Origin of the sequence: Paraburkholderia sp. BR13444, assembly GCF_040948755.1 — a bacterium.
Classification (GTDB): Bacteria; Pseudomonadota; Gammaproteobacteria; order Burkholderiales; family Burkholderiaceae; genus Paraburkholderia; species Paraburkholderia youngii.
In genome coordinates this window covers 97148-117815 of sequence record NZ_JBFPKM010000005.1, presented here as the reverse complement: position 1 = coordinate 117815, position 20668 = coordinate 97148, and the positions used below count along the sequence as shown (strand labels likewise).

Genomic DNA, 20668 nt, shown 5'->3' with positions numbered 1-20668 from the left:
GATGACCGATCTTTCTCAACCAGGCTCTCAACCCGGCGGGCAACCGCAAAGCAGCGCGGCCGCCGCGGTGCCGCCGCCGCTGTGGCTGCTCGCGGAGCTGACCTATCGCTGTCCGCTGCATTGCGCGTTCTGCTACAACCCGCTCGACTACACCGATCACAACCGCGAACTGACCACCGGCCAATGGCTCGACGTGCTGCGCGAGGCGCGCGCGCTCGGCGCGGTGCAACTCGGCTTCTCGGGCGGCGAGCCGCTGGTGCGCGACGACGTCGAAGTGCTGGTCGAAGAAGCGCACAGGCTCGGCTTCTACACGAACCTGATCACGTCGGGCGTCGGTCTCACCGATCAGCGCCTCGGCGACCTTAAGGCCGCCGGGCTCGATCACATCCAGCTGTCGTTTCAGGACTCGACGCAGCAGCTGAACGACTTCCTGAGCAGCACGCGCACGTTCGAGCTGAAACAGCGCGTCGCCGCCGCGCTCAAACGGCACGGCTTTCCGATGGTGATGAACTGCGTGCTGCATCGCTACAACCTGCCGCACGTCGACAAGATCATCGAGATGGCGCTGGCACTCGGCGCCGAATATCTGGAGCTGGCGAACACGCAGTACTACGGCTGGGCGCGCGAGAACCAGGCGCAACTGATGCCGACGCGCGAGCAGCTCGAAGAAGCCGAAGCGGTAGTCGCGCGCTATCGCCAGACTCATGGCGAGCGCTGCAAGATCTTCTTCGTCGTGCCCGACTACTTCGAGCGCCGCCCGAAGCGCTGCATGAACGGCTGGGGCGCGGTGTTCCTCGGCGTCGCGCCCGACGGCGCCGCGCTGCCGTGTCACGCTGCGCGCGGCCTGCCCGGCCTGACGCTGCCGAACGTGAAGGAGATGCCGTTGCGCGAGATCTGGTACGACAGCGACGCATTCAATCGCTTTCGCGGTTTGCAGTGGATGAAGGAGCCGTGCCGCAGCTGCGACGAAAAGGAACACGACCTCGGCGGCTGCCGCTGCCAGGCTTACCTGCTGACCGGCGACGCGGCCAACGCCGACCCTGTCTGCGACAAATCGCCGTTTCACGAGAACGTGGTCAAGATCGTGCGGCACGCGGCGTCGGAATCCGCGGCGACAGCAGCGGCGCGCGAACAGCCGATCCTGTTCCGCAACGACGCCAACTCGCGCAAGCTCGCGGCGGCGGCCCGCGAGCTTGACGCCGCCGGCGACAACCGAGCATCACCCGGAGCCCAATCATGAGTGCCGACACCATCTCCGTTCTGCTCGTCGACGATCATGCGGTCGTGCGCGAAGGCTACCGGCGTCTGCTCGAATTGAACGACGACGTCGAGGTGTGCGGCGAAGCGGCCGACGCCGCGCAGGCCTACCAGCGTTTTTGCGCGCTGCGGCCCGATGTGGTCGTGATGGACGTGTCGCTGCCGGGCGCGAGCGGCATCGAAGCGATGCGGCGCATGCTCGCGCGCGAGCCCAACGCGCGCGTGCTGATCTTCAGCGTGCACGAGGAATCGATCTTCGTGCGCCGCGCGCTCGACGCAGGCGCGCTCGGCTACGTGACCAAGGCGAGCGCGCCGGACGTGCTGGTCGAAGCGGTGCGCTCGATCGCCCGGCGCGCCGGCTACCTGAGCCCGGACATTTCGCAGGCGCTCGCGCTTCGCACCGCGTTCAACGAAGGGCCGCCGGGGCGTCAGTTGTCCGCGCGCGAGTTCGAAGTGCTGCGGCTGCTCGTGCAGGGCTACACGCTGCCGAGCATCGCCGAAAAGCTCGGCTTGAGTCAAAAGACGGTGGCCAACCATCAATCGGTGATCCGGCAGAAGTTCGGCGCCGACAACGGCGTGCAGCTCGCGCAGATGGCAAGCCGCCTCGGACTTCAGTTCACGGGCTCGGCCAGCCCCGCTTGAGCGGATACGCGCGCGCAGAACAGAAAACCGCGCTGCGGCTCGCTCGCGACGTGAAACTCGCCGCCGAGCGCCTCGACGCGCTCGCGCATGCCGATCAGCCCGAGCCCGCTGCGCGGCTTCGTCAGATCGGTGCCGGGGCCGTCGTCGGCCATCGTGACGACGATCTCGTCGATCTGCGTGCCGTTGTCTTCGCGCGGCGCGCGCACCATGAACAGTTCGACGCGCGAGCGGCGCGCGAACTTCGACACGTTCGTCAGTCCTTCCTGCACGAGCCGGTACAGCGTGATCGTCAATGCATCGCTGAGGCCGCTGAAATCGCCTTCGATCGTCACCGAGAACGACGCCTCGGGCAAACGCTCGCGCCAGCCGTCGACGCAATGTTCGAGCGCGGTCGGCAAGCCGAATTCGTCGAGACCGATCGGCCGCAGGCGGCGGATCATGCCGCCGATCTCGCGGTACACATGCGTCGCGCTTTGTATCAGCCCGAGCGCGATGCGATGAATCTCCGGCTCGCGCTCGCCCGATAGATCGCGGATGCGCGCCGCGTCGAGCGACATCGCGTTCAGGTATTGACCCAGCTCGTCGTGCAGCTCGCGCGCCATATGGCGGCGCTCGAGTTCCTGCGCCTGCAGCGCCTGACTGGCGAGGCGCCGGTTGTCGGCGAGCAGTCGTTCGGCCTGTTCCTCGAGCATGCGGCGATGGCGCGCTTCGCGGCGCGCATCGCTATAGCGTCGCCACGCGAACCATGCGAGCGCGATCGAAAGCACGAACAGCGTGCCAGGCAACTCGTCGAGCTGGAAGCGCTCCATGCCGCGCGTGAACCGGTAGATCTTTTCGCTCAGATCGAAGGCGGCGCCGAGCGCCGCCGCGAGCACGGTCACGGCGACGACCCAGCCGAGGTCGCGCCATATCGGTGACGATGGCGGCGGGCGGCCAGCAGAGGAGGAATGAATCGGTTCGCTTGACATGACGCTTGCATTCTACTCAGCGCCGGTACGCGCAGCGGGTTTCGCGCGAGTTTGGGAACGCTTCCCCGGCAGATCGGGAAAAGCTCCCGCGCGGCTTACAGACGTGTATGCGAAGCTTTACACCAACGTCGAACAACGCGCGGCACGCGCGCATAACAAGCCGGCAGGAGACAACAACGATGAGCATGCGATCTCAAGCACGCCGCAAACGCCGGCTTCAGCGGCGCGCCGGCATCACCTTCTGTGTGGGTGGCGCGCTCGCCGGTTTGTCCACGGGCGTATGGGCGCAGGGGCAAGCCGAGCCGCCGGTCGCGGCGTCGGCGTCTTCCGCGGCTCCTTCCAAGGCCGCCGACGACAACGCCAACAACAACACGACACCCACCACGACCCTCGCACCGATCGTCGTCGTGGGCACCACGCCGTTGCTCGGCATCGGCACGCCGCTTACGCAGGTGCCGGCCAACGTGCAGACGGTCCATGCGGCCGATATTCAACGGCAGGGACGCCAGACGCTTACCGATTACCTCGCGGCGAATCTGCCTAGCGTCTCGATCTCCGACGCTCAGGGCAATCCGTATCAGATGAACCTGTTCTATCGCGGCTTCACTGCATCGCCGCTGCTGGGCACGCCGCAGGGCTTGTCGGTATTCGTCGACGGCGTGCGCGTGAACGAGCCGTTCGGCGACGTCGTGAACTGGGACCTGATACCGCAACAGGCAATCGACACGATGCAGCTGATCCCCGGCTCCAATCCGACCTTCGGCTTCAACACGCTCGGCGGCGCGCTGGCGATCACGACGAAAAACGGCAAGGACAACCCGGTCGGCGAGGCCGAAATACAGGGCGGCTCGTGGGGACGCAAGGCCGCGCAGATCGAGCAGGGCGGCACGATCGGCCAGAACCTCGATTACTACTTCACCGCCAACGCCGCGAACGACAACGGCTGGGCCGAGCAGAACGAGAGCCGCATCCGCCAGGCATTCGGCAAGCTGCGCTATACCGACGCCGACACCACGCTGTCGTTGTCGGCCGGTGGCGCGGACAACGATCTGCACGGCGTGCAAACCATTCCGCGCTCGTTCCTCAACAACCCGAAGCAACCGTACACGTATCCCGACCGGAATCAGAATAGCGTCGGCTACCTGACGCTGTCGGGCGATCATTACTTCAACGACAACGTCGAGCTGAGCGGCAACGCGTATTACCGGCACTTTCGCAATGCCAATACCAGCAGTAACGTCAACGAAAACTTCGGCAAGATCGGCGACGACGGCGACGTCGATACGTTGCAGGCGACCAACGTGCAATCGACCGTGACGACCGACAGCTACGGCGCGAGCTTGCAACTGACGCTGCTCGGCAAGCTCGGCGGCATGAAGAACCAGTTCATCGCGGGCATGGCCGTCGATGCCGCCAATTCGCACTTCACGCAGTCGTCGCAGGACGCGATGTTCACCGATTCGCGCGCGACGGTCGGCATCGGCAATTTCGAACCGCAAACCAACGCGAACACGCACAACACGAACTACGGCATCTACCTGACGGACACACTGTCGCTGACGCCGCAGTGGTCGCTGACGCTGTCGGGCCGCTACAACTGGGCCGATGCGACGATCGGCGACGAATCCGGCACGCAGCCGCAGCTCAACGGCCACCATACGTTCTCGCGCTTCAATCCGGCGGTCGGCATCAACTGGAACCCGACGCCTGTCTTCACCGCCTATGCAACCTACAACGAGGGCATGCGCTCGCCGACCGCGATCGAGCTGGCCTGCGCCGATCCGAACGCGCCATGTTCGCTGCCGAACGAGTTCATCTCCGATCCGCCGTTGCAGCCGGTCATTTCGAAGACCTATGAAGTCGGGGCGCGCGGCAGGATCGGCGGCAACACGACATGGAGCGCCGCCGCTTACAGCACGACGCTCGACAATGACATCCAGTTCATCAGCAGTAACGGTGCGGGCAGTTCGCAGGGATTTTTCCAGAACGTCGGGCGCACGCGCCGGCAAGGCGTCGAACTGGCAGGGCAGACGAAATATGGTCCGCTCACGGTGACCGGCAGCTATAGCTACGTCAACGCGACCTACCAGTCGACATGGGTCGAAAGCAGCCGCAGTAATTCGAGCGCCGACGCGAACGGCAACATCACCGTGCATCCCGGCGACCACATCCCGGGCATTCCGGCGACGACCGTCAAACTACGGCTCGATTACGCGGCCACCTCGAAATGGCGAATCGGCACGAACCTGACGTGGCGCGGCAGCATCTACGCGCAGGGCGACGAGAACAATCAGGACGTGAACGGCAAGATCTCCGGCTATCTGCTGATCGATATGGACACCTCGTATCAGGTGACGAAACAGTTGCAGGTGTTCGCATCGGTGTCGAACCTGCTCGATAAACGCTATGCGAGCTTCGGCGCGCTGGGGGCGAACTTCTTTACCGGGCCGGGGAATACGTTCAACGGCGCGAATCCCGTCAACGAGCAGTTCCTCGGGCCGGGGGCGCCGAGGGGGTTTTGGGTGGGGATGAGATATGGGTGGAAGTAGTGGTGGATTGCGTGGCGGGATTGCAGTCGTGGTGTTATGACGTTCACCCCGTTTTGATCGAACAGAGGTCGCTTGGGAATTCGTTTTGCTGCTTGCGAATTGAATAATGGCAACGCGCCCCCGTGACGTCGTGCTGGCAATGCCGCGTATGCACACTGACAAAAATCTCGGCAAAACGCCGCCCAGGCGGAGCATGTCAACGCTCAATCATCTGAGTTGGGTTTGGTCAATTCATCGAGCCGGTGTTTTGTGATTCCGGTCATGCAATCCCAAAAGTCTACAAATCGTAACGATGCCTGACCCACGGAATAAACATTCGAATAGCAGTCGTTTTCTCTATAAAGCAGCCAGTTCGCCTGTGCCTTTTTGAAATACGGTAATGCTGCGGGTTGCCCATATGCACCATTCGCCTTGTCATCTTCTTCAAGAATTTTTTCGACTTCAGACACCCTCTTGTCAAATGCATCCATAATGCTCTCGTACCGAAACTGAGCGCAGGCAGATAAATCTGACGTTCCGAGCATTTCCCGCTTGCAATATAATTCTATTTCTTTACGACCTTTCCCGTAAAAATAGTCGCTCGTGGGTTTCGCTTTTTTATAATCGAACTCCGATCCATAGGTGGACTGTGAACAATAGGTCGCTTGCGACATAAAAAGCAGCAGAAAAAACATACCAGTGCTGCGCATCATAAATTCCCGTTTCAAATTGCTTCGCCGAAAGGGAACTGATTTTTAGCGAACACTCCAATCCTCGAGCAATTTAGCCAACTCGTTTACGCGCGTTTGCGTAATGTCAGTCATACATCCCCAAAAATATATATCGCGCTCTGCCGCCTCGCCCATCATATATGTTTCGGCATAACATTGACTGTCACGAAACTTCATCCAGGAAACTTGCGCCGAAACGAAATATGGCATCGCCAATGGTTTCTCGTCATAGGTTTTTAAAAAATTATCTCCCCGCTCAAATCGCGCCGTAACAGCCTTAAGCTTGTCATCCAGCCGCACCTTTACACGCTCAAATTCCCGGTGTTGGCATTGAGCTAGATCATCATTCGTCGCATGCTCTCCGCTTTTGCACAAATGATCAATTTCCTTTTCCGAGTGGCCGGAGAAATACGTCGCCGATGATTGGATCTGCTTGTAATCGAACTCCCCCGAATAAACGGAGGCCGCTATCGAGAAGATCGGCCAGAATGCAATCGCCGCGATAAGTTTAGTGTGATGAGTCATAGATCCCTGCCTCGAACATTTCTGCCTCACGGTGACGACGCCTGAGCAAACCTTTAACTAAGCGACCCTGATGGTCATGGCTGTAAGTTCTCATCTTGTCGCCAACCTTGTCATAATCACCAGTGTTAACGAAATCGAGGAGGTTGGCGCCATGGCCTTGTAGATTGTATATAAAACACACCAGGGCGTCGTACTCGTACTGGTGTAAAGGGACCTTGATCGAGTTATTGACAATTCGCTCAGCCTTTTCAACATCAGCGCGGAGCATTTTATCGGCATCTGCCTCCGCAATTCCATTTAAAAATGGCTTCTCAGATACTGCTCCTGATATCGGCCCCATATGAACAAGATGACCATAACCGATAGTCGCATTGCCTTTTCCGCTTCCATCCTTGTCATATATGACCGCACTGAATTTCTCCCAACCCTTCAGAAATTCAATACCTCCGGCCGATAACTTCCATGGCTTGCAGTAGCGTGTCACATAAACATTGACGTTTGAATTAGCGTTTGTATTAGTCACGCATTCGTGCAGCGGATCAGCCATTTTTACCCCGTTTTATGAGTTACCGTGATAGACAATTGTTACGCTGACTGGCGATGTCCAAGATAGATTCGCACCGCTTGCGCGCCGTCCGTCTTGTGCCGCTGTGTACGTCCCGCGTGATCGGTGACCCCATGCTTCAACTCGCCCGATGGGAATCGGACCGTATAGAGAGTATCGGAAAGCGCGCGCCCGTTCGGGTCCCGAAGCGTGAACTGTTCATCGAAACGCTTCTTTGATCGTTCGCGACAATTGCACGCCCATGCAACGCCCAGCGCTTCGGCCATGGCATACCCGCTTTTCAGCTTACGAACCCTCTCAAACGGAAAGAACTCACCGGTTTCCATGTTCAAGGCCTGTGCGGACGGCATCGGCGGGAACTTGGAATAAATAGAAAAGATAATGCTGCAAACTCCGCATTCTTCCTCGACTGTCCAATCTGTCCCATTGCTTTGCTGCATCTGCTCCTCCATTGCACTCCTCATGATTTTTCTGGCATTGCTACGAGAATTAACCATCGAAACGGACTGCGGTCAACGACTTTAATTCGGGATAAGCCCGCTTTTACAAAAATTGACGCTATTGGTTTCGGATAACTCGTTTCTATTGCATATTTCTGCGTGTGCGGAATCGGGATTTAGGCAGAACAGGAGACTTGCCCCCCGAGTTGTTGAGCATGCCCGGCACACGTAAAAAAGCCGCCCATCTCAGGCGGCTCATTTGTGCCCGTTCTCGTACAGCGGTACAAGACAGGAAGTCAATACCAACTCAGCAACGCAAAGCCAACAGACCTCGAAAAGATCTGCAACAGCCTCTTCGCCAGCATCTCGCTCAATGCGATTCGATCGACCCATCGCTATGCGGATACGTGACGATGCCCCACGCGAGCGGCAGTTCACCGATCTGCTTGAGCGGCTGATAGCTCTTCGCGTCGAGCACGTACACCGCGTCGGAGCGCCCGCACGCGACCATCAGCTTCGAGCCGTCCGGCGTGAAGCTGAAATGCCAGCAGCGCTGGCCGACCGGCACATCGGCGACATGTTCGAAGGTGTGGCCGTCGAACACCTGCACGACCTTGTCGCGCGCAGCAGCCACGAAAAGCCGCTGACCGTCCGGCCCGAACGCGACGCCATAAGGACCAAGCTTCGTATCGACGGTCTTGACCACCTCGAACGTATGCGCGTCGATCACGACGAGCTTGCTGAGCGACTCCAGCGTGACCACATAGTGCTTGCCATCGGGCGACAGCCGGATGCCGCGCGGCCGGCCGCCCGCCGCGAGCTTCACGGTCCTGATCGGCGCGCCGGTTCGTGCGTGATAGATCGACACTGTATCGTCGCCTTCGTTGGTGACCAGCATCATCTGACCGTCGCGCGAGAATTCGATGCCTTCGGTTTCGTGGCCGCTCGTGACCGAGCGGATGACCTGCCAGCTCTTCATATCGATGATCGCGATTTCAGCGGGCGGCTTGTTCGCGTCGTCGTCGTCCGCGCCGGGCTTGCCGCCCGCGTTCGCTTCGGGCTTGTTGTCCCCTTTCGCGTCGGGTTTGCCTTCCGGTTTCGCTCCCGGCGGCCCGCCGTCCTCGCCGGGCTCGTAGGTCACGTACGCGTAGCCGTTGCGCACCCGCACATATTCAGGGTTTTTGCCGATCCTCACGCGCTTGACGACCTTGCCGGTGGCGGTGTCGATCACCGCGAGATCGTTGGTGTTCTTGTTGGCGACCAATAGACGCGTGCCGTCGGCGTTCAGGCTCAAGCCGCGCGGGCCGTCCGCGCCGACCGGAAAGGTCTGTGCAAGCGTCATCTGGTCGATATCGATCACGCCGACGCCGGCCTTCTCGCTCGTCACGTAGGCGAGCGGCGCGGCCGTGGCATGCGCGGCGCTCGCGGCCAGCACGAGCGCGCAAGCCAGCGCGATGGAACGGCGTGGCGGTCGGGGGGGAATCCGTGTCTCCAGCATCGTTGTACTCCGTGTTGATATGGCGGCGCCGCGATGGTTCGCGTCATCGTTTCAAGGTAGCCCACCGGGTGATTGTTTGACAACGCGGTTCGGCGGGAGATTTTCCCGAATTGCTTCGCGCCGGCCGTCGCGGGTTTGAAAAGCGGGGTCCACGGAGGACAATGACCGCGGAGGTGACGATGATGCTGCAAGTTGCCGTGTTGCACCCAGCAAGTTCTGCGAATCCCGCGGCCGGCTACCGTCGCGCGGCGATCGTGCTGGGCGCCGTGATCGTCGCGCATCTGCTGCTGCTTGCCATCGCATTGAGCGCACGCAACCGGATCGTCGAGCGTCCGGTCGAGCCACGCACGATCACCGCGTTGCTGCTGAGCCCCGAGCCTCCCGCTCCGGTTGTTTCATCACCCGCGCCGCCCCCGCCCGCCGCTATCGCCCCGCCGGCACCCACGCCGGCCGTCACGCATCCCGCCGTGCACCCCAAACCGGCGCCGCAGCCGCGCGCGCAGGTGACGCATAGTGTGGAAAAGCCTGTGCCGACACCGTCTCCGACACGCGAAAGCACCACGCAACCCGTCACGCAAACCGCCGCGCCATCGGCGCCGCCGCAGGCCGCCATGCCCGCCGCGCCGTCGGTCGCATCCGCTCCCGCCGCTCATCCGGCGGCGCCCGCGTCGACCGAGCCGCGCAACGTGTCGCACGTCGACTGCTCGATTCCGAAGCCCGACTATCCCGACGTCGCGAAGCGGCGCGGCGAGCATGGCACGGCGATCGTGCGCTTCGTCGTCGGTCTGAGCGGGCATATCGAAACAGCGCAATTGCAATCCAGCAGCGGCTCGGCTCGACTCGACGACGCGGCGCTCGCCGCCGTGCATGCGGGCGCCTGCCAGCCCTACACCGAAAACGGCACGCCGGTGCGCGCCGCGTACTCGCAGTCGTTCGTATTCGGACTGACCGAGTGACCGAACAAACGTAACCGAACCGCCAAACAGACCACCGACACCAACCGAGGAACTCGCCATGCAACATTACGGACTCGCAAACGTATGGGATTCGGGTGATTTCGTCACGCGCGGCATTCTGTGCGTGCTCGTCATCATGTCGGTGCTGTCGTGGACGGTGATCATCGTGAAGCTGTGGCAAGTGGTCCGCCTCAGGCGCGTGACCAGCCAGAGCGACGCGCGCTTCTGGAGCGCGGACCGCTTCGACGACGGACTGCACGCCCTCGGCTACCCGGATTCGAGCGCGCACGACAACCCGCTGCTCGCGCTCGCGCTGGCGGGCCATGAAGCCGCGACGCATCATCGGCAGACGCAGCAGCAGTTGCATGACCGCATCGACGTGTCGGACTGGATCACACGGCGTCTGCAGGACACGATGGACGAAACGATCGCACGTCTGCAAAGTGGCCTCGCGATCCTTGCTTCGATCGGCAGCACCGCGCCTTTCGTCGGGCTGTTCGGCACCGTATGGGGCATCTACCATGCGCTGATCGTGATCGGCGAGACCGGTCAGACTTCTATCGATCATGTTGCCGGCCCGGTCGGCGAGTCGCTGATCATGACCGCGTTCGGGCTCTTCGTCGCGATACCGGCCGTGCTCGGCTACAACGGCCTGACGCGCGCGAACCGCTCGATCGTCGCGCGCCTGAAGCGCTTCGCGCACGGCTTGCATGCGTACTTCGTGACCGGTGCGCAATTGCCTTCGAGCGCCGGGCCGCAGATGCGCGTGGTGCCGCGCGGCACCAACGCGACGAACGCAACCCGCGACGGAGACCTCGAATGGCAATGAGCCCCTTCTCCGACGACGATCAAGGTCTGATGAACGAGATCAACATGACGCCGCTCGTCGATGTGATGCTGGTCCTGCTGATCATTTTTCTCGTCACCATACCGGCGCTGCAGCACGCGGTCAGGATCGATCTGCCGCATGCGAGCAGTCAGCCGGAAGCGGTCAAGCCCGCGCATGTGGACGTCGCGGTGCAAGCGGACGGCACGGTGCTGTGGGACGGTCAGCCCGTGACCGACGACGGCTTGCGCGCGCGCATCGCGCAGGCCGCCCTCGCGACGCCGCAGCCGGAGCTGCATTTGCGCGCCGATCGCAAGGTGCCGTACGAGCGGGTCGCGATCGTGATGTCGGCGGCGCAAAGCGGCGGGCTGACGAAGCTGGGCTTCGTGACCGATCCGCAGCTGGGCAAATGACGCGGCGCGGCGCGCAGGTTGCGGCGTGCTTGCCAGCACATAATGCAACGCTTATCGACGGCGAAAGAATCTCTGAATTTGAATCGGCGGATGGCTCGGCTATCGTGGTGCGTGTCTGAACGGCACCCCCCTCGCGAGGACCGCACGATGCAAGCCCTCATCTTCGACGTCGACGGAACGCTCGCTGACACCGAGACCGCTCATCTGCAAGCGTTCAACGCCGCGTTTGCGGAAGCGGGCCTCGACTGGTTCTGGGACGAAGCGCTCTATTCGGGCTTGCTGAAAGTGGCGGGCGGCAAGGAGCGTCTGCTGCATTACTGGCGCACGGTCGAGTGCGAGGAAGCCGCGGGCCCGCGAGCGCGAGAGGCCGTCGACGCGCTGCACGCACTGAAGACGCGCCACTACACCGAGCGCGTGCGCGAGCGCGGCGTGCCGCTGCGACCCGGCATCGCGCGTCTGATCGACGAGGCGAACGAGGCCGGCCTGCGCGTGGCGATCGCGACGACCACGACGCCCGCCAACCTCGACGCGCTATTGCACGCGCATTTCGGCGCCAGCTGGCGCCATCGCTTCGCGGCGATCGGCGACGCCGGCACCACGCCGGCGAAAAAGCCCGCCCCCGACGTCTATCGACACGTGCTCGAACAGCTCGGCTTGCAGCCCGCAGCCTGCCTCGCCTTCGAGGACTCGCGCAATGGGTTGCTCGCGGCGCGCGCCGCGCGCGTGCCGGTCGTCGTCACGCCGAGCACTTTTACCGCGCATGAGGACTTCGATGGCGCGCTGGCCGTGTTGCCTCATCTCGGCGATCCGCATGCGCCGATCGTTCCGATGGTGCGCGGCGAATGGCATCGCTGGGTGGATCTGGCGACACTGCGTCGCTGGCATGAAGACGCCACGCGGCGTCCCGATTCGGCCGCGCGCGGCGCACTGAACGCGGACCAGGCGAACGCGAACGCGAGCGCGTCATGGCGATGAACCGCGGCTACCACGCTGTCCTGATCGATCTGGATGGCACGATGGTCGATACCGCGCCGGACATCGTCGCGGCCACCGGCCTGATGCTGAAAGACTTCGGCGCCGAGCCGCTGCCGTCAGGCATGGTGACCGGCTTCATCGGCAACGGCGTGCGCAAGCTCGTGCAACGCTCGCTGAACGCGGCGGGCCTCGGCCAGCATGTCGAACTGGAGCACGCGCAGCACGTATTCGAGCGGCATTACGCGGTGACCAACGCGGAGCTGGGTCGGGTATATCCCGGCGTGATGGCCGGGCTGCACGCGTTGCGGCAGCACGGGTACCGCTGCGCATGCGTGACCAACAAGCCGCAGGCGCTGGCGACGGCGCTGCTCGACAAAACGGGGCTCGCCGCTCATCTGGACGGGCTGGTCGCGGGCGACACCGTGGCGAGCATGAAGCCGTCGCCCGAACCGCTTTGGCACGCGTGCCGGCTGCTCGACGCCGAGCCCGAACGTTGCGTGCTGGTCGGCGATTCATCGGTCGATGTCGCGGCGGCGCGCGCGGCCGGTCTGCCGGTCTTTATCGTCAGCTATGGCTATGGCAGCGCGAGCGGCGCCGACATGCCGCGTTGCGACGCGCTGATCGATTCGTTCGAGGCGTTGCCGGCGATTCTGGCGCAAGCGCGGCCGGCATTGCGCGCTTGATTCCAGCCGCTAACTCGCCGACAACAACCCCGCGACCCGCGCCGACTTCGTCTGTACCGCGATGTCTTTCGCCGTCATTCCCCGGTTGTCCTTCAACGACCGGTTCGCGCCGCGCGCGAGCAACAGCTGGGCAGTCTCCGCGCGATCGTAGCCGGCCGCCCACATCAGCGCGGTCAGATCGTTCTTGTAGGTCCGGTTCACGTCGACGCCGGCATCGAGCAATTGACCGACGACCTTCGTGTGCCCCTCGCCCGCCGCGTATTCCATCGCGGTCTTGCCGACGCGATCGGTCGCGAGCGGATCGGCGCCATGCGCGAGCAGCAGCGCGACGATCTCGTCGAAGCCGCCGTAGGCGGCGGCCATCAGCGGTGTATCGCCCGGCGCGTTCGCATGCTGGACGTTCGCGCCGCGCTCGATCAGCGTGCGCGCCATCGCCGTATCGCCCTTCTTGCACGCGGTGACGAGCGCGGTGTCGCCGATCCGGTTCATCGCATCGACCGACGCGCCGCGCTGCAGCGCCGCGACGACCGACTGCTGATCGTCGTCCTTCGCGGCCGCGAGCAGTTGGCGGTTGATTTCCCCCTGGTCCTGCGCGAGCGCCGGCACGCAAGCGCCGAACGCGGCGGCGAGCAGAACGGCAACCACAAGTGGCCGAGTGATCATGTCTGTCATTGTGTCTTCCCCCGCTACTGCAGATTGTTGATATAGGCGGCCAGATGATGGATGTCGTCGTCGGTCAGATTACGCGTCACGCTGGCCATGTTGCCCGCATCGTTGGTGCGCGTGTGCGAGCGAAAGTCCTGCAACTCTTTGACGATGTACTGATAATGCTGGCCCGCGACGCGCGGAATCTCGTTCTGCCCGGAAAAGCCGCCCAGGTGGCACATCGTGCACAGCACCTCGGCGGCCTTCCTGCTGCCCGCTTCTATGCTGGCGCCATCCGCTTTGAACTGCACCGATATGGGCTTCTGCGCGGCGAAGTAGTCGGCGAGGTCCTGCATGTCCTCGGCCGACAGGTTCGCCGCCATCGGCGACATGCGCGGATCGCTGCGCCGTCCCTGCTTGAAGTCCTTCAGCTCCAGATATATATAGCGCGCGGTTTGGCCGGCCAGGATCGGATAGTCCGGATTGGTCGAATTGCCCATCGGCCCATGACAGGCCACGCACACCTGCGCTTTCGCCTTGCCCGCCTCGGCGTCGGCGCGCGCGCCCGACGGCAGCCATGCGGCGATCAATCCGCCGCACAGCAGCGCCACCCATGCAGCGCGCGCCCCACCCGGCGCTCCCCGCGGCGCCGGCCCCCTCATGGCACCGCGAACACGATGACGCTATTGCCGCGCTTGTAGTCGAGCTGCGTATTGCCGCCCGCCGCGACCGCCACGTATTGCTTGCCGTCGAGCGTGTACGACACGGCCGGCGCGTTGACGCCCGCGCCGCACTGGAACTCCCACAGCTTCTTGCCGTTCGCGGCATCGAACGCGCGGAACAGGCCGTTGCCCTCGCCGTTGAACACGAGGCCGCCCGCCGTCGCGAGTACGCCGCCGATCAGCGGCTGGTCGGTCTTGTAGTCCCACGCGATCTTGCCGGTGTCGACGTTGACGGCCGACAGCTTGCCCCATTGCGCCTCGGACGGGATCACCTTGAACGCGCCGCCGAGCCACAGCTTGCTACCGCCCGGATAGGCGGCGTCCTCGACCTGGTACGTCATCGGCTGATGCAGGTTGGCCGCGTAGACGAGACGCGTCTGCGGATCGAACGCGATCGGCGACCATTCGACGCCGCCGTTCGCGCCCGGCAACATGCGCGCGCCGGGCGCGGTCGGCAGCGTCCACATGTTTTCCTGCGGAATCATCGCCTGCGAGAAGCGGATCAGACGGCCGGTCGCACGATCATGCACGTACACGTGACCGGTCTTGCCCGCGTGCACGATGCCGGGGATCATCTTGCCGTCGTTGTCGCGCACGTCGATCAGCACCGGCGGGCTCACCGCGTCGAGGTCCCAGACGTCGTGCGGCACGTACTGGTAGTGCCATTTGTACTTGCCGGTGTCGAGATCGATCGCGACGAGCGAGTCCGTATAGAGGTTGTCTCCCGGCCGGATCGCGCCATACAGGTCCGGCGACGGATTGCCGACCATGAAGTACACCGTGTTCGTTTTCCGGTCGATCGCCGGCGTCATCCACACGCCGCCGCCGAGCGTCTTGTAGAAGTCGCCGCCCTTGTCGGCCAGCTGCTTCTTCTCTGCGTCGATGTCGCGCTTCTCGTCGCGGCCGGTCGCGTCTTTGGTCGCCCACACGCCTTCCTGGCCGGTTTCGGGAATCGTGTAGAAAGTCCACAGCAACTGGCCGGAATTCGCGTCATACGCCTTCACGAAGCCGCGAATGCCGTACTCGCCGCCGTTCGTGCCGATCAGCACCTTGCCGTCGACGACCGCAGGCGCCATCGTTTCCGAGTAGCCCTGGTCGGGATCGGCGATCTGGGTTTGCCACAGCACGTTGCCGGTTTTGGCGTCGAGCGCGACGAGCTTGGAGTCGAGCGTGCCCATATAGAGACGGTCACCCGAAATCGCGACGCCACGGTTGTTGGGTCCGCAACAGAACGTCGTGACCGGACCCATCTTGTGCTTGTAATGCCAGTACTCCTTGCCCGTCTTCGCATCGATCGCGTACACATGATTGAACGACGTGGTCAGGAACATCACGCCATCCTTCACGATCGGCGCCGTTTCCATCGACTCGTTGACAGCCGTCTGGAAGATGAACACCGGTTTGAGCTTCGCGACATTCGTCCTGTTGATCTGCGAGCCCGGGTAATAGCGCGTCTGCGCATACGAGCCGTTCGAATGCAGCCAGGCCGCCGTCATGCTGCCGGCGCGATCGAGCTGATCCTGGGTGACGGGCTGAAGCGTCGATGGCACCGGCGCGGCGGTGGTGGTCGCGCTGTTCTGTACTTCGTCGGCGGCATGAGCCGCGGGCAAGCCGAACGCGATGGCGAGCAGTGGCAGGCCGACAATTCCCTGAATACGGTTGAATGGCATGAGCGTCTCCTAGCTTTTTATATTCCTATGAATTGCAGCGCAGGAGTGCGACATGGATCCACGCGGACGACAGCGTGAAAAAACACGGTGGCGCAACCCTCGCAGACAACAAAAGCGTACGGCTTCGAATCGTTGTTCAGCTCTGTCAGGACGGGTCGGCTTCGCAGAGGGGGGAAGTGATGCACGGGTCCGCGGCAAACCGGCTCGATTAAGGGTAGCCGATGTGTTGTGGATTTTCTAGAGTAAAGCGTTAAGGAGTAGCAAGCGATTGGCGCGCACCGTTGTCGCCAGTCACTGCCGCCCTGGTGATCGTTTTCACCTACGTTGCGACGAGTGCACTACGCGTCGAAACCGAACAGCCGGCGTGGCGAATACGCTCATGAGTTTTATCACTGAATAGACCGCTCATTGAGCCGATCAGAACCGCCCGCCGCGCCAATCGGCGCCCGGCAGATAGTTCCGGTTCGTCTGTTCCGGATTGCGGTTAACCAGAGGTCGCGCGTAAAGCGGGTGATGCAGGCTGCGCACTTCGTGCTCGAGCCTGAAGCAACGCTCCCCGGACGCCAGATCGACGAGGTCGGCAAACCGGTATTGATGCGGCTCCTCTCCATATACGAGGCCTTTTTCGGCGAGCCGCCTGAACGGCTCCGAAAAAGCCGCCGTGTAAATGGCGATGTGGTGTCCGTCGTATTCAGGAATGGGCTCGGTTGTCTCCGCATACAGCAGTTGCTGATGCGTGCCGATGTCGATGATCGCGCGGTGCAAGCCATGCTTCTCTTCGATGTCGACGGGCGCATCGAATATATCGCGGTAAAAGCGCGCGATAGGCAGCGCGCTGCCGACCGGCACATCCATCTTCACGAACGCGATGCCCAGATCGATTTGCGACCACGGAGCCGACGTGCCTCGATTCACGGGATCGAGGCACTCGTAGCGGTTGCCCCAGGGACACGTCACTTCGACACTGCCTGTGCGCTCCGTCCAGCCGAACCCGGTGCCGGCGAGCAGCGGCTCGACCGAGCGCAAACGCCTCACCAGCGCGTCGAGTTCACCCACCACGAGACCGACACTGCCGCGCAAACGTTGCGCCGCCCCGTGCGGCAAGTGAATCTGCGAGCGGCCGATGTTGATCCACATATTCTCGACCCCGGTCATCACGAACGGATCGCGCGTGAGCCCGAGGCCGGTGACGTAGAAGGCGGTCGCGAGAATCTGGTTGGGGATTTTCAGGTTGACGTGTTCGAGCAGGATCAGATTGCCGGTATCGTCGTTAGCGTAAGAGTGTTCCATGTGTCTGCCTTGTGCATGAGCCGCGAAACGCTGGGCAAATTATGCATCAACAGCGCAAATGGTTCGTATCGAGCGACGCGCGATGCTTATCTCTTCAGTACCTTCCACGGTCCATCGCCGGTTTTGCAGACGATCGGCGTCCAGGTTTGGGTCTGTCCTTTCGCAACCGCGGTCAGCGTCGCGGTCCGGCAGGTTCGATCGCCATCCTTCGTCGTATCCTGCGGCGTCACCGTGCCCGTGATCGAAACGGAATTGCCGGTGCCCGCATTGCTCCACTCGTACGATTCGCCATCCTTTTTCGTATCGAGCGCCTTTTGCGCCGCATCGTTGAGCGCTTTACGGTCGGCTTCGTGCATGTAGGTGACGGGCGTGTCTTTCAGAAAGTTCAGGTTCGCTGCATGGCACAAGACGGGGCTGGCGAGCAGCGCCGCTGCCGTCAGCCACTGCGTGATCGTGATGGAGTGCACGGCGTCGAGTGTGAGCGCGCACGCGCCGGGAAGGAATTGACGTGACATTTGGTTTTCTCCTCGAGATCATCCGCGACCCGCTTCGTCCGCGGGATCGCCGTTTTGCTGGAATGCGTCGACGAGGTCGGCCACCGAGCCGCGTCGGCTGATGTGGCCGACACGAACCTCGAGCCCCTCGGCGCGCAGCAGGTCGCGCACGTCCGCGTGAGCGCCGACGACCTTCATCCCGGTGCCCGCCGCCTGCAGCGCGACGTGCATCGCCTTGAGCATGCGCGCGCCCGCCAGATCGACGACCGGCGACGCCGACAGATCGCAGATCACGAGCCGCACCGGCTCGGGCGCGGCGCGGATCATGCGCCAGATCGTCTCGCGTACGTGCTCGACGTTGAAGTACAGCAGCGACGCCTCGACCCGCACCGCCAGCACATGCGCAATCGTCTCGTTCTCGGCATGACGTTCGAGATCGGAGAAATAGCGCGTGCCGGGAATACGCCCGAGCATCGCGACATGCGGATGCGCAGCGCGGCGGATGATCAGCAGCATCGACACCAGCACCGCGACGATCACGCCCTTCAGGATGCCCAACAGCAGCACCGCCGCGAACGCCACCATCGAAATCGCGAATTCGAAGCGGCTCACGCGCCACACATGACGCAATTCGCGGACATCGACGAGGCCTTTCACGGCCACGAGCACGATCGCCGCCAGCACGACGTTGGGCAGATTCGCGAGCAGTCCGGTGAGGAACATCAGACAGAAGCCGATCGCCAGCGACGCGAAGACCAGCGCCAGCGGGCTTTTCGCGCCGGCCTTGTCGTTCACCGACGATTGCGACAGCCCGCCCGCGACCGGAAACGCCTGGAACAATCCCGCGGCAAGATTGGCCGCGCCGAGACCGAGCAATTCCTGGCGGGCGTCGATCTCGTCACCATGTGCCTGCGCGAGCGCGCGCGCGGCCGACACGCTCTCGACATAGGCGAGCAACAGGCACGCGAACGCGAGCGGGATGATGCCATCGACATCGCTTACCCGCAGCCCCGGCAGACGGAATTCAGGCAAGCCCTGAGGCAGCGCACCCACCAGCGTAAAGCCGCGGCTGGCCAGCGACGTGACGGACAGCGCGACGATCGACGCAGCAACCACGGCGAGCGCCACCGGACGCCCCGGCAGAAGCTTTTCGCCGAGCAGCAGCAACGCGATGCAAACGAGGCCGAAGGCGAACACGCTGACATTGGTCAGCGGAAGCTGCCCCCACAGAACGGCGATCCGTTCGAAGAAAAATTCGCCTCCGCCTTTCACGCCGAACAACTTCGGCAACTGGGTCATCGCGATCGTCAGCGCGGCGCCCGCCTTGAAGCCGAGCAGAATCGTCTCGCTGATGAAGCTGGCGAGCGAACTTAGGCGCAGCAGCCAGCCGATCACGCACATGCACGCGATCAGCACCGACGTGAGCGCGGCGATCGAAGCCCAGCGCGCCGGATCACCGTCGGCCATCGACGCAACCGTCACGCCGACCAGCATCGAGATCGCCGAGGTCGGGCCGACCGCGAGCTGGCGCGACGAACCGAACAGCGCGTAACAGAGGCCGCCCACCAGATAGCCGTAGATGCCGTATTGCGGCGGCACGCCGGCGAGCGACGCATACGCGAGCGATACCGGAATGCCATAGGCCGCGAGCGTCACGCCGGCGACCGCGTCTTTCGCGAGCCAGCGCGGCTGATAGCTTCGCAGCCATTGCGCGGGCGGAAACGCGGAGCGCCACCCGCGCGCGGGTGGCGTGGCTGACGCGAGGCCGGTGACGCCAGGTGGGTGGTTCAACGTAGCGCCTCGAGTACGAAAGCGGAGCCGACGGAAGCACGGGCGCGCGGCGCGGGCGTGGCCACGGCCGACCCCGAGCGGTTCAGAGCGAATCCTTGACGCGCTGCCACGTGTGATCCGGGTTGAATTCGGTCACCGGCGGCGCATGCGGGCCACGGTCCTTCTGGTAGATCACGCCGTTGTTGCTGACCACGAAGGTCATCACGCCGCTCTTGCCGTACTGCGCCGGATAAGCGACCATCGCGAACCCCGCGATCATGTGCCCGTTGATCACGTAGCTGAACGCGCCGCCCGGCGCGTTCTTGCCCTGCCGCGTCAGGATCTGGAAGTGGTAGCCCCGGTAAGGATCGCCCGCCGCATGGCCTTTCAGATATTCGGAGCTGGCCGCGACGAGCGGGCCGAACGGACTTTCCTCTTCGTCGCTGTTTTCGTCGGTATGCCAGTAGAGACCGTCCTGCTTGCCCGGCGTGCTGGCCAGCTTCTGTGCGTATTCGTGCAGGCCGTCGTGGTTCCGGTCGCGCGACGCATATTGGCGCTGCGCGTCGAGATAAGCCTCCAGCACCCTGATCGCTGCGAGTTCGTTGGAGCCGATGCGTCGATTGATCAGTTCTTCTTCGCCCTCTTCGGTCGCGAAGCGCCAGCCGCCGCCGTCCTTGACGATCGGTATCGGCATCGGCCACGCCTCGTCGCCGACCAGCAGAATCCGCCGGTTCGGTCCCCTGTCGTCGAGCACGTGATAGGCGTCGAGCTCCTTGCTCGCCTTGGCCCAGTTCGCCTCGTTCTCCGCCTGATCCGGCGACACCACGAGGCTCTTGTGCGCTTCGCCGAAGATCGCGACGAGCGACGCTTCGTCGTCGGTCTTCAGCGCGCTGGACAGCGCGGCGACCGCGTCTTCCGGGGTGGCGAAAGTGCGCTGCCCTGCGGCGAACGCGGCCAACGGAACCGACAGCGCGAGCACCATCGCGCACAGCCGCCGCGATGAGGTCACGCGTCGCCGCGAAACGTCGCGTGCGCGCTTTCCGGTGATGCTCTGCCCACTCATGGCTGCT

General features: G+C 63.2%; 21 protein-coding genes. 8 read left to right on the top strand and 13 right to left on the bottom strand.

Going from position 1 to position 20668, the window contains the following annotated elements; all coding sequences use genetic code 11:
• Position 1: 1 nt before the first annotated feature.
• Entirely contained in the window at positions 2-1240 is a 1239-nt protein-coding gene (gene pqqE, locus AB3X95_RS16290; RefSeq protein ID WP_368599032.1) for a pyrroloquinoline quinone biosynthesis protein PqqE, read from the top strand.
• The gene (locus AB3X95_RS16285; protein ID WP_176120552.1) at positions 1237-1899 is read left to right on the top strand and encodes a response regulator transcription factor; all 663 of its coding nucleotides are present in this window, start codon (positions 1237-1239) and stop codon (positions 1897-1899) included. Before pqqE ends, AB3X95_RS16285 begins: the two co-directional genes overlap by 4 nt.
• On the opposite strand, the gene AB3X95_RS16280 is transcribed toward AB3X95_RS16285, so the two are convergent.
• The gene (locus AB3X95_RS16280) at positions 1869-2867 is read right to left on the bottom strand and encodes a histidine kinase (RefSeq protein ID WP_176107451.1); all 999 of its coding nucleotides are present in this window, start codon (positions 2865-2867) and stop codon (positions 1869-1871) included. The two genes, AB3X95_RS16285 and AB3X95_RS16280, sit on opposite strands and share 31 nt — an antisense overlap.
• A 179-nt stretch (positions 2868-3046) precedes the next feature.
• On the opposite strand from AB3X95_RS16280, the gene AB3X95_RS16275 reads away from it, so the two are divergent.
• Positions 3047-5416, top strand: coding sequence for a TonB-dependent receptor (locus AB3X95_RS16275; protein WP_368621894.1), 2370 nt, complete (start codon positions 3047-3049; stop codon positions 5414-5416).
• 203 nt (positions 5417-5619) lie between these two features.
• Here AB3X95_RS16275 and AB3X95_RS16270 read toward each other — a convergent pair whose 3' ends face one another.
• The 5 genes from AB3X95_RS16270 to AB3X95_RS16250 form a co-directional block, all read right to left on the bottom strand.
• Entirely contained in the window at positions 5620-6123 is a 504-nt protein-coding gene (locus AB3X95_RS16270) for a lysozyme inhibitor LprI family protein (protein WP_368621893.1), read from the bottom strand.
• A 27-nt stretch (positions 6124-6150) separates the two neighbouring features.
• Positions 6151-6651, bottom strand: coding sequence for a lysozyme inhibitor LprI family protein (locus tag AB3X95_RS16265; protein ID WP_368621892.1), 501 nt, complete (start codon positions 6649-6651; stop codon positions 6151-6153).
• Positions 6635-7198 (bottom strand): lysozyme, encoded by a 564-nt coding sequence (locus AB3X95_RS16260; RefSeq protein ID WP_176120547.1) that lies wholly within the window; start codon positions 7196-7198, stop codon positions 6635-6637. Before AB3X95_RS16260 ends, AB3X95_RS16265 begins: the two co-directional genes overlap by 17 nt.
• A 38-nt stretch (positions 7199-7236) precedes the next feature.
• Complete coding sequence (locus AB3X95_RS16255) at positions 7237-7668, bottom strand: hypothetical protein (protein WP_184226821.1); 432 nt, start codon at positions 7666-7668, stop codon at positions 7237-7239.
• A 358-nt stretch (positions 7669-8026) separates the two neighbouring features.
• Positions 8027-9154, bottom strand: coding sequence for a beta-propeller fold lactonase family protein (locus tag AB3X95_RS16250; protein WP_368621891.1), 1128 nt, complete (start codon positions 9152-9154; stop codon positions 8027-8029).
• A 179-nt stretch (positions 9155-9333) separates the two neighbouring features.
• Between AB3X95_RS16250 and AB3X95_RS16245 the strand changes: the two genes are divergently transcribed.
• The 5 genes from AB3X95_RS16245 to gph all read left to right on the top strand — a co-directional run bounded on the left by AB3X95_RS16245 (position 9334) and on the right by gph (position 13007).
• Positions 9334-10110: a TonB family protein gene (locus tag AB3X95_RS16245; RefSeq protein WP_368621890.1), complete on the top strand. Its 777-nt coding sequence runs from the start codon at positions 9334-9336 to the stop codon at positions 10108-10110.
• A 58-nt stretch (positions 10111-10168) separates the two neighbouring features.
• Complete coding sequence (locus AB3X95_RS16240) at positions 10169-10939, top strand: MotA/TolQ/ExbB proton channel family protein (RefSeq protein WP_176120544.1); 771 nt, start codon at positions 10169-10171, stop codon at positions 10937-10939.
• Positions 10930-11349: an ExbD/TolR family protein gene (locus AB3X95_RS16235; RefSeq protein WP_368621889.1), complete on the top strand. Its 420-nt coding sequence runs from the start codon at positions 10930-10932 to the stop codon at positions 11347-11349. The genes AB3X95_RS16240 and AB3X95_RS16235 overlap by 10 nt, the downstream gene beginning before the upstream one ends.
• A gap of 147 nt (positions 11350-11496) precedes the next feature.
• Positions 11497-12324, top strand: coding sequence for an HAD family hydrolase (locus tag AB3X95_RS16230; RefSeq protein WP_368621888.1), 828 nt, complete (start codon positions 11497-11499; stop codon positions 12322-12324).
• On the top strand, positions 12315-13007 hold the full coding sequence (gene gph / locus AB3X95_RS16225; protein WP_368621887.1) for a phosphoglycolate phosphatase: 693 nt from the start codon (positions 12315-12317) through the stop codon (positions 13005-13007). The genes AB3X95_RS16230 and gph overlap by 10 nt, the downstream gene beginning before the upstream one ends.
• 9 nt (positions 13008-13016) lie before the next feature.
• On the opposite strand, the gene AB3X95_RS16220 is transcribed toward gph, so the two are convergent.
• From AB3X95_RS16220 to AB3X95_RS16190, 7 genes are all read right to left on the bottom strand, one after another.
• Positions 13017-13679: an ankyrin repeat domain-containing protein gene (locus AB3X95_RS16220; protein ID WP_184226816.1), complete on the bottom strand. Its 663-nt coding sequence runs from the start codon at positions 13677-13679 to the stop codon at positions 13017-13019.
• Positions 13680-13693: 14 nt separating this feature from the next.
• Complete coding sequence (locus AB3X95_RS16215; RefSeq protein ID WP_184226815.1) at positions 13694-14314, bottom strand: cytochrome c; 621 nt, start codon at positions 14312-14314, stop codon at positions 13694-13696.
• Entirely contained in the window at positions 14311-16044 is a 1734-nt protein-coding gene (locus AB3X95_RS16210; RefSeq protein WP_184226814.1) for a PQQ-dependent dehydrogenase, methanol/ethanol family, read from the bottom strand. The genes AB3X95_RS16215 and AB3X95_RS16210 overlap by 4 nt, the downstream gene beginning before the upstream one ends.
• Positions 16045-16461: 417 nt before the next feature.
• Positions 16462-17334, bottom strand: a complete 873-nt coding sequence (locus AB3X95_RS16205) for a VOC family protein (protein WP_368621886.1) — start codon at positions 17332-17334, stop codon at positions 16462-16464.
• An 86-nt stretch (positions 17335-17420) separates the two neighbouring features.
• Positions 17421-17849 carry an RT0821/Lpp0805 family surface protein gene (locus AB3X95_RS16200; protein ID WP_176120537.1) on the bottom strand — a complete coding sequence of 143 codons (429 nt, stop codon included), beginning with the start codon at positions 17847-17849 and terminating at the stop codon, positions 17421-17423.
• An 18-nt stretch (positions 17850-17867) separates the two neighbouring features.
• Complete coding sequence (locus tag AB3X95_RS16195; RefSeq protein WP_368621885.1) at positions 17868-19619, bottom strand: SulP family inorganic anion transporter; 1752 nt, start codon at positions 19617-19619, stop codon at positions 17868-17870.
• A gap of 82 nt (positions 19620-19701) precedes the next feature.
• Positions 19702-20661, bottom strand: a complete 960-nt coding sequence (locus AB3X95_RS16190) for a DUF2950 domain-containing protein (protein WP_176368497.1) — start codon at positions 20659-20661, stop codon at positions 19702-19704.
• Positions 20662-20668 lie beyond the last annotated feature (7 nt).

Bases quoted from the DNA above. Each gene is read 5' to 3' on its own strand.
- pqqE (WP_368599032.1), top strand. From the start codon at position 2: ATGACCGATCTTTCTCAACCAGGCTCTCAACCCGGCGGGCAACCGCAA.
- AB3X95_RS16285 (WP_176120552.1), top strand. From the start codon at position 1,237: ATGAGTGCCGACACCATCTCCGTTCTGCTCGTCGACGATCATGCGGTC.
- AB3X95_RS16280 (WP_176107451.1), bottom strand. From the start codon at position 2,867: ATGTCAAGCGAACCGATTCATTCCTCCTCTGCTGGCCGCCCGCCGCCA.
- AB3X95_RS16275 (WP_368621894.1), top strand. From the start codon at position 3,047: ATGAGCATGCGATCTCAAGCACGCCGCAAACGCCGGCTTCAGCGGCGC.
- AB3X95_RS16265 (WP_368621892.1), bottom strand. From the start codon at position 6,651: ATGACTCATCACACTAAACTTATCGCGGCGATTGCATTCTGGCCGATC.
- AB3X95_RS16260 (WP_176120547.1), bottom strand. From the start codon at position 7,198: ATGGCTGATCCGCTGCACGAATGCGTGACTAATACAAACGCTAATTCA.
- AB3X95_RS16255 (WP_184226821.1), bottom strand. From the start codon at position 7,668: ATGGAGGAGCAGATGCAGCAAAGCAATGGGACAGATTGGACAGTCGAG.
- AB3X95_RS16250 (WP_368621891.1), bottom strand. From the start codon at position 9,154: ATGCTGGAGACACGGATTCCCCCCCGACCGCCACGCCGTTCCATCGCG.
- AB3X95_RS16245 (WP_368621890.1), top strand. From the start codon at position 9,334: ATGATGCTGCAAGTTGCCGTGTTGCACCCAGCAAGTTCTGCGAATCCC.
- AB3X95_RS16240 (WP_176120544.1), top strand. From the start codon at position 10,169: ATGCAACATTACGGACTCGCAAACGTATGGGATTCGGGTGATTTCGTC.
- AB3X95_RS16235 (WP_368621889.1), top strand. From the start codon at position 10,930: ATGGCAATGAGCCCCTTCTCCGACGACGATCAAGGTCTGATGAACGAG.
- AB3X95_RS16230 (WP_368621888.1), top strand. From the start codon at position 11,497: ATGCAAGCCCTCATCTTCGACGTCGACGGAACGCTCGCTGACACCGAG.
- gph (WP_368621887.1), top strand. From the start codon at position 12,315: ATGGCGATGAACCGCGGCTACCACGCTGTCCTGATCGATCTGGATGGC.
- AB3X95_RS16220 (WP_184226816.1), bottom strand. From the start codon at position 13,679: ATGACAGACATGATCACTCGGCCACTTGTGGTTGCCGTTCTGCTCGCC.
- AB3X95_RS16215 (WP_184226815.1), bottom strand. From the start codon at position 14,314: ATGAGGGGGCCGGCGCCGCGGGGAGCGCCGGGTGGGGCGCGCGCTGCA.
- AB3X95_RS16210 (WP_184226814.1), bottom strand. From the start codon at position 16,044: ATGCCATTCAACCGTATTCAGGGAATTGTCGGCCTGCCACTGCTCGCC.
- AB3X95_RS16205 (WP_368621886.1), bottom strand. From the start codon at position 17,334: ATGGAACACTCTTACGCTAACGACGATACCGGCAATCTGATCCTGCTC.
- AB3X95_RS16200 (WP_176120537.1), bottom strand. From the start codon at position 17,849: ATGTCACGTCAATTCCTTCCCGGCGCGTGCGCGCTCACACTCGACGCC.
- AB3X95_RS16190 (WP_176368497.1), bottom strand. From the start codon at position 20,661: ATGAGTGGGCAGAGCATCACCGGAAAGCGCGCACGCGACGTTTCGCGG.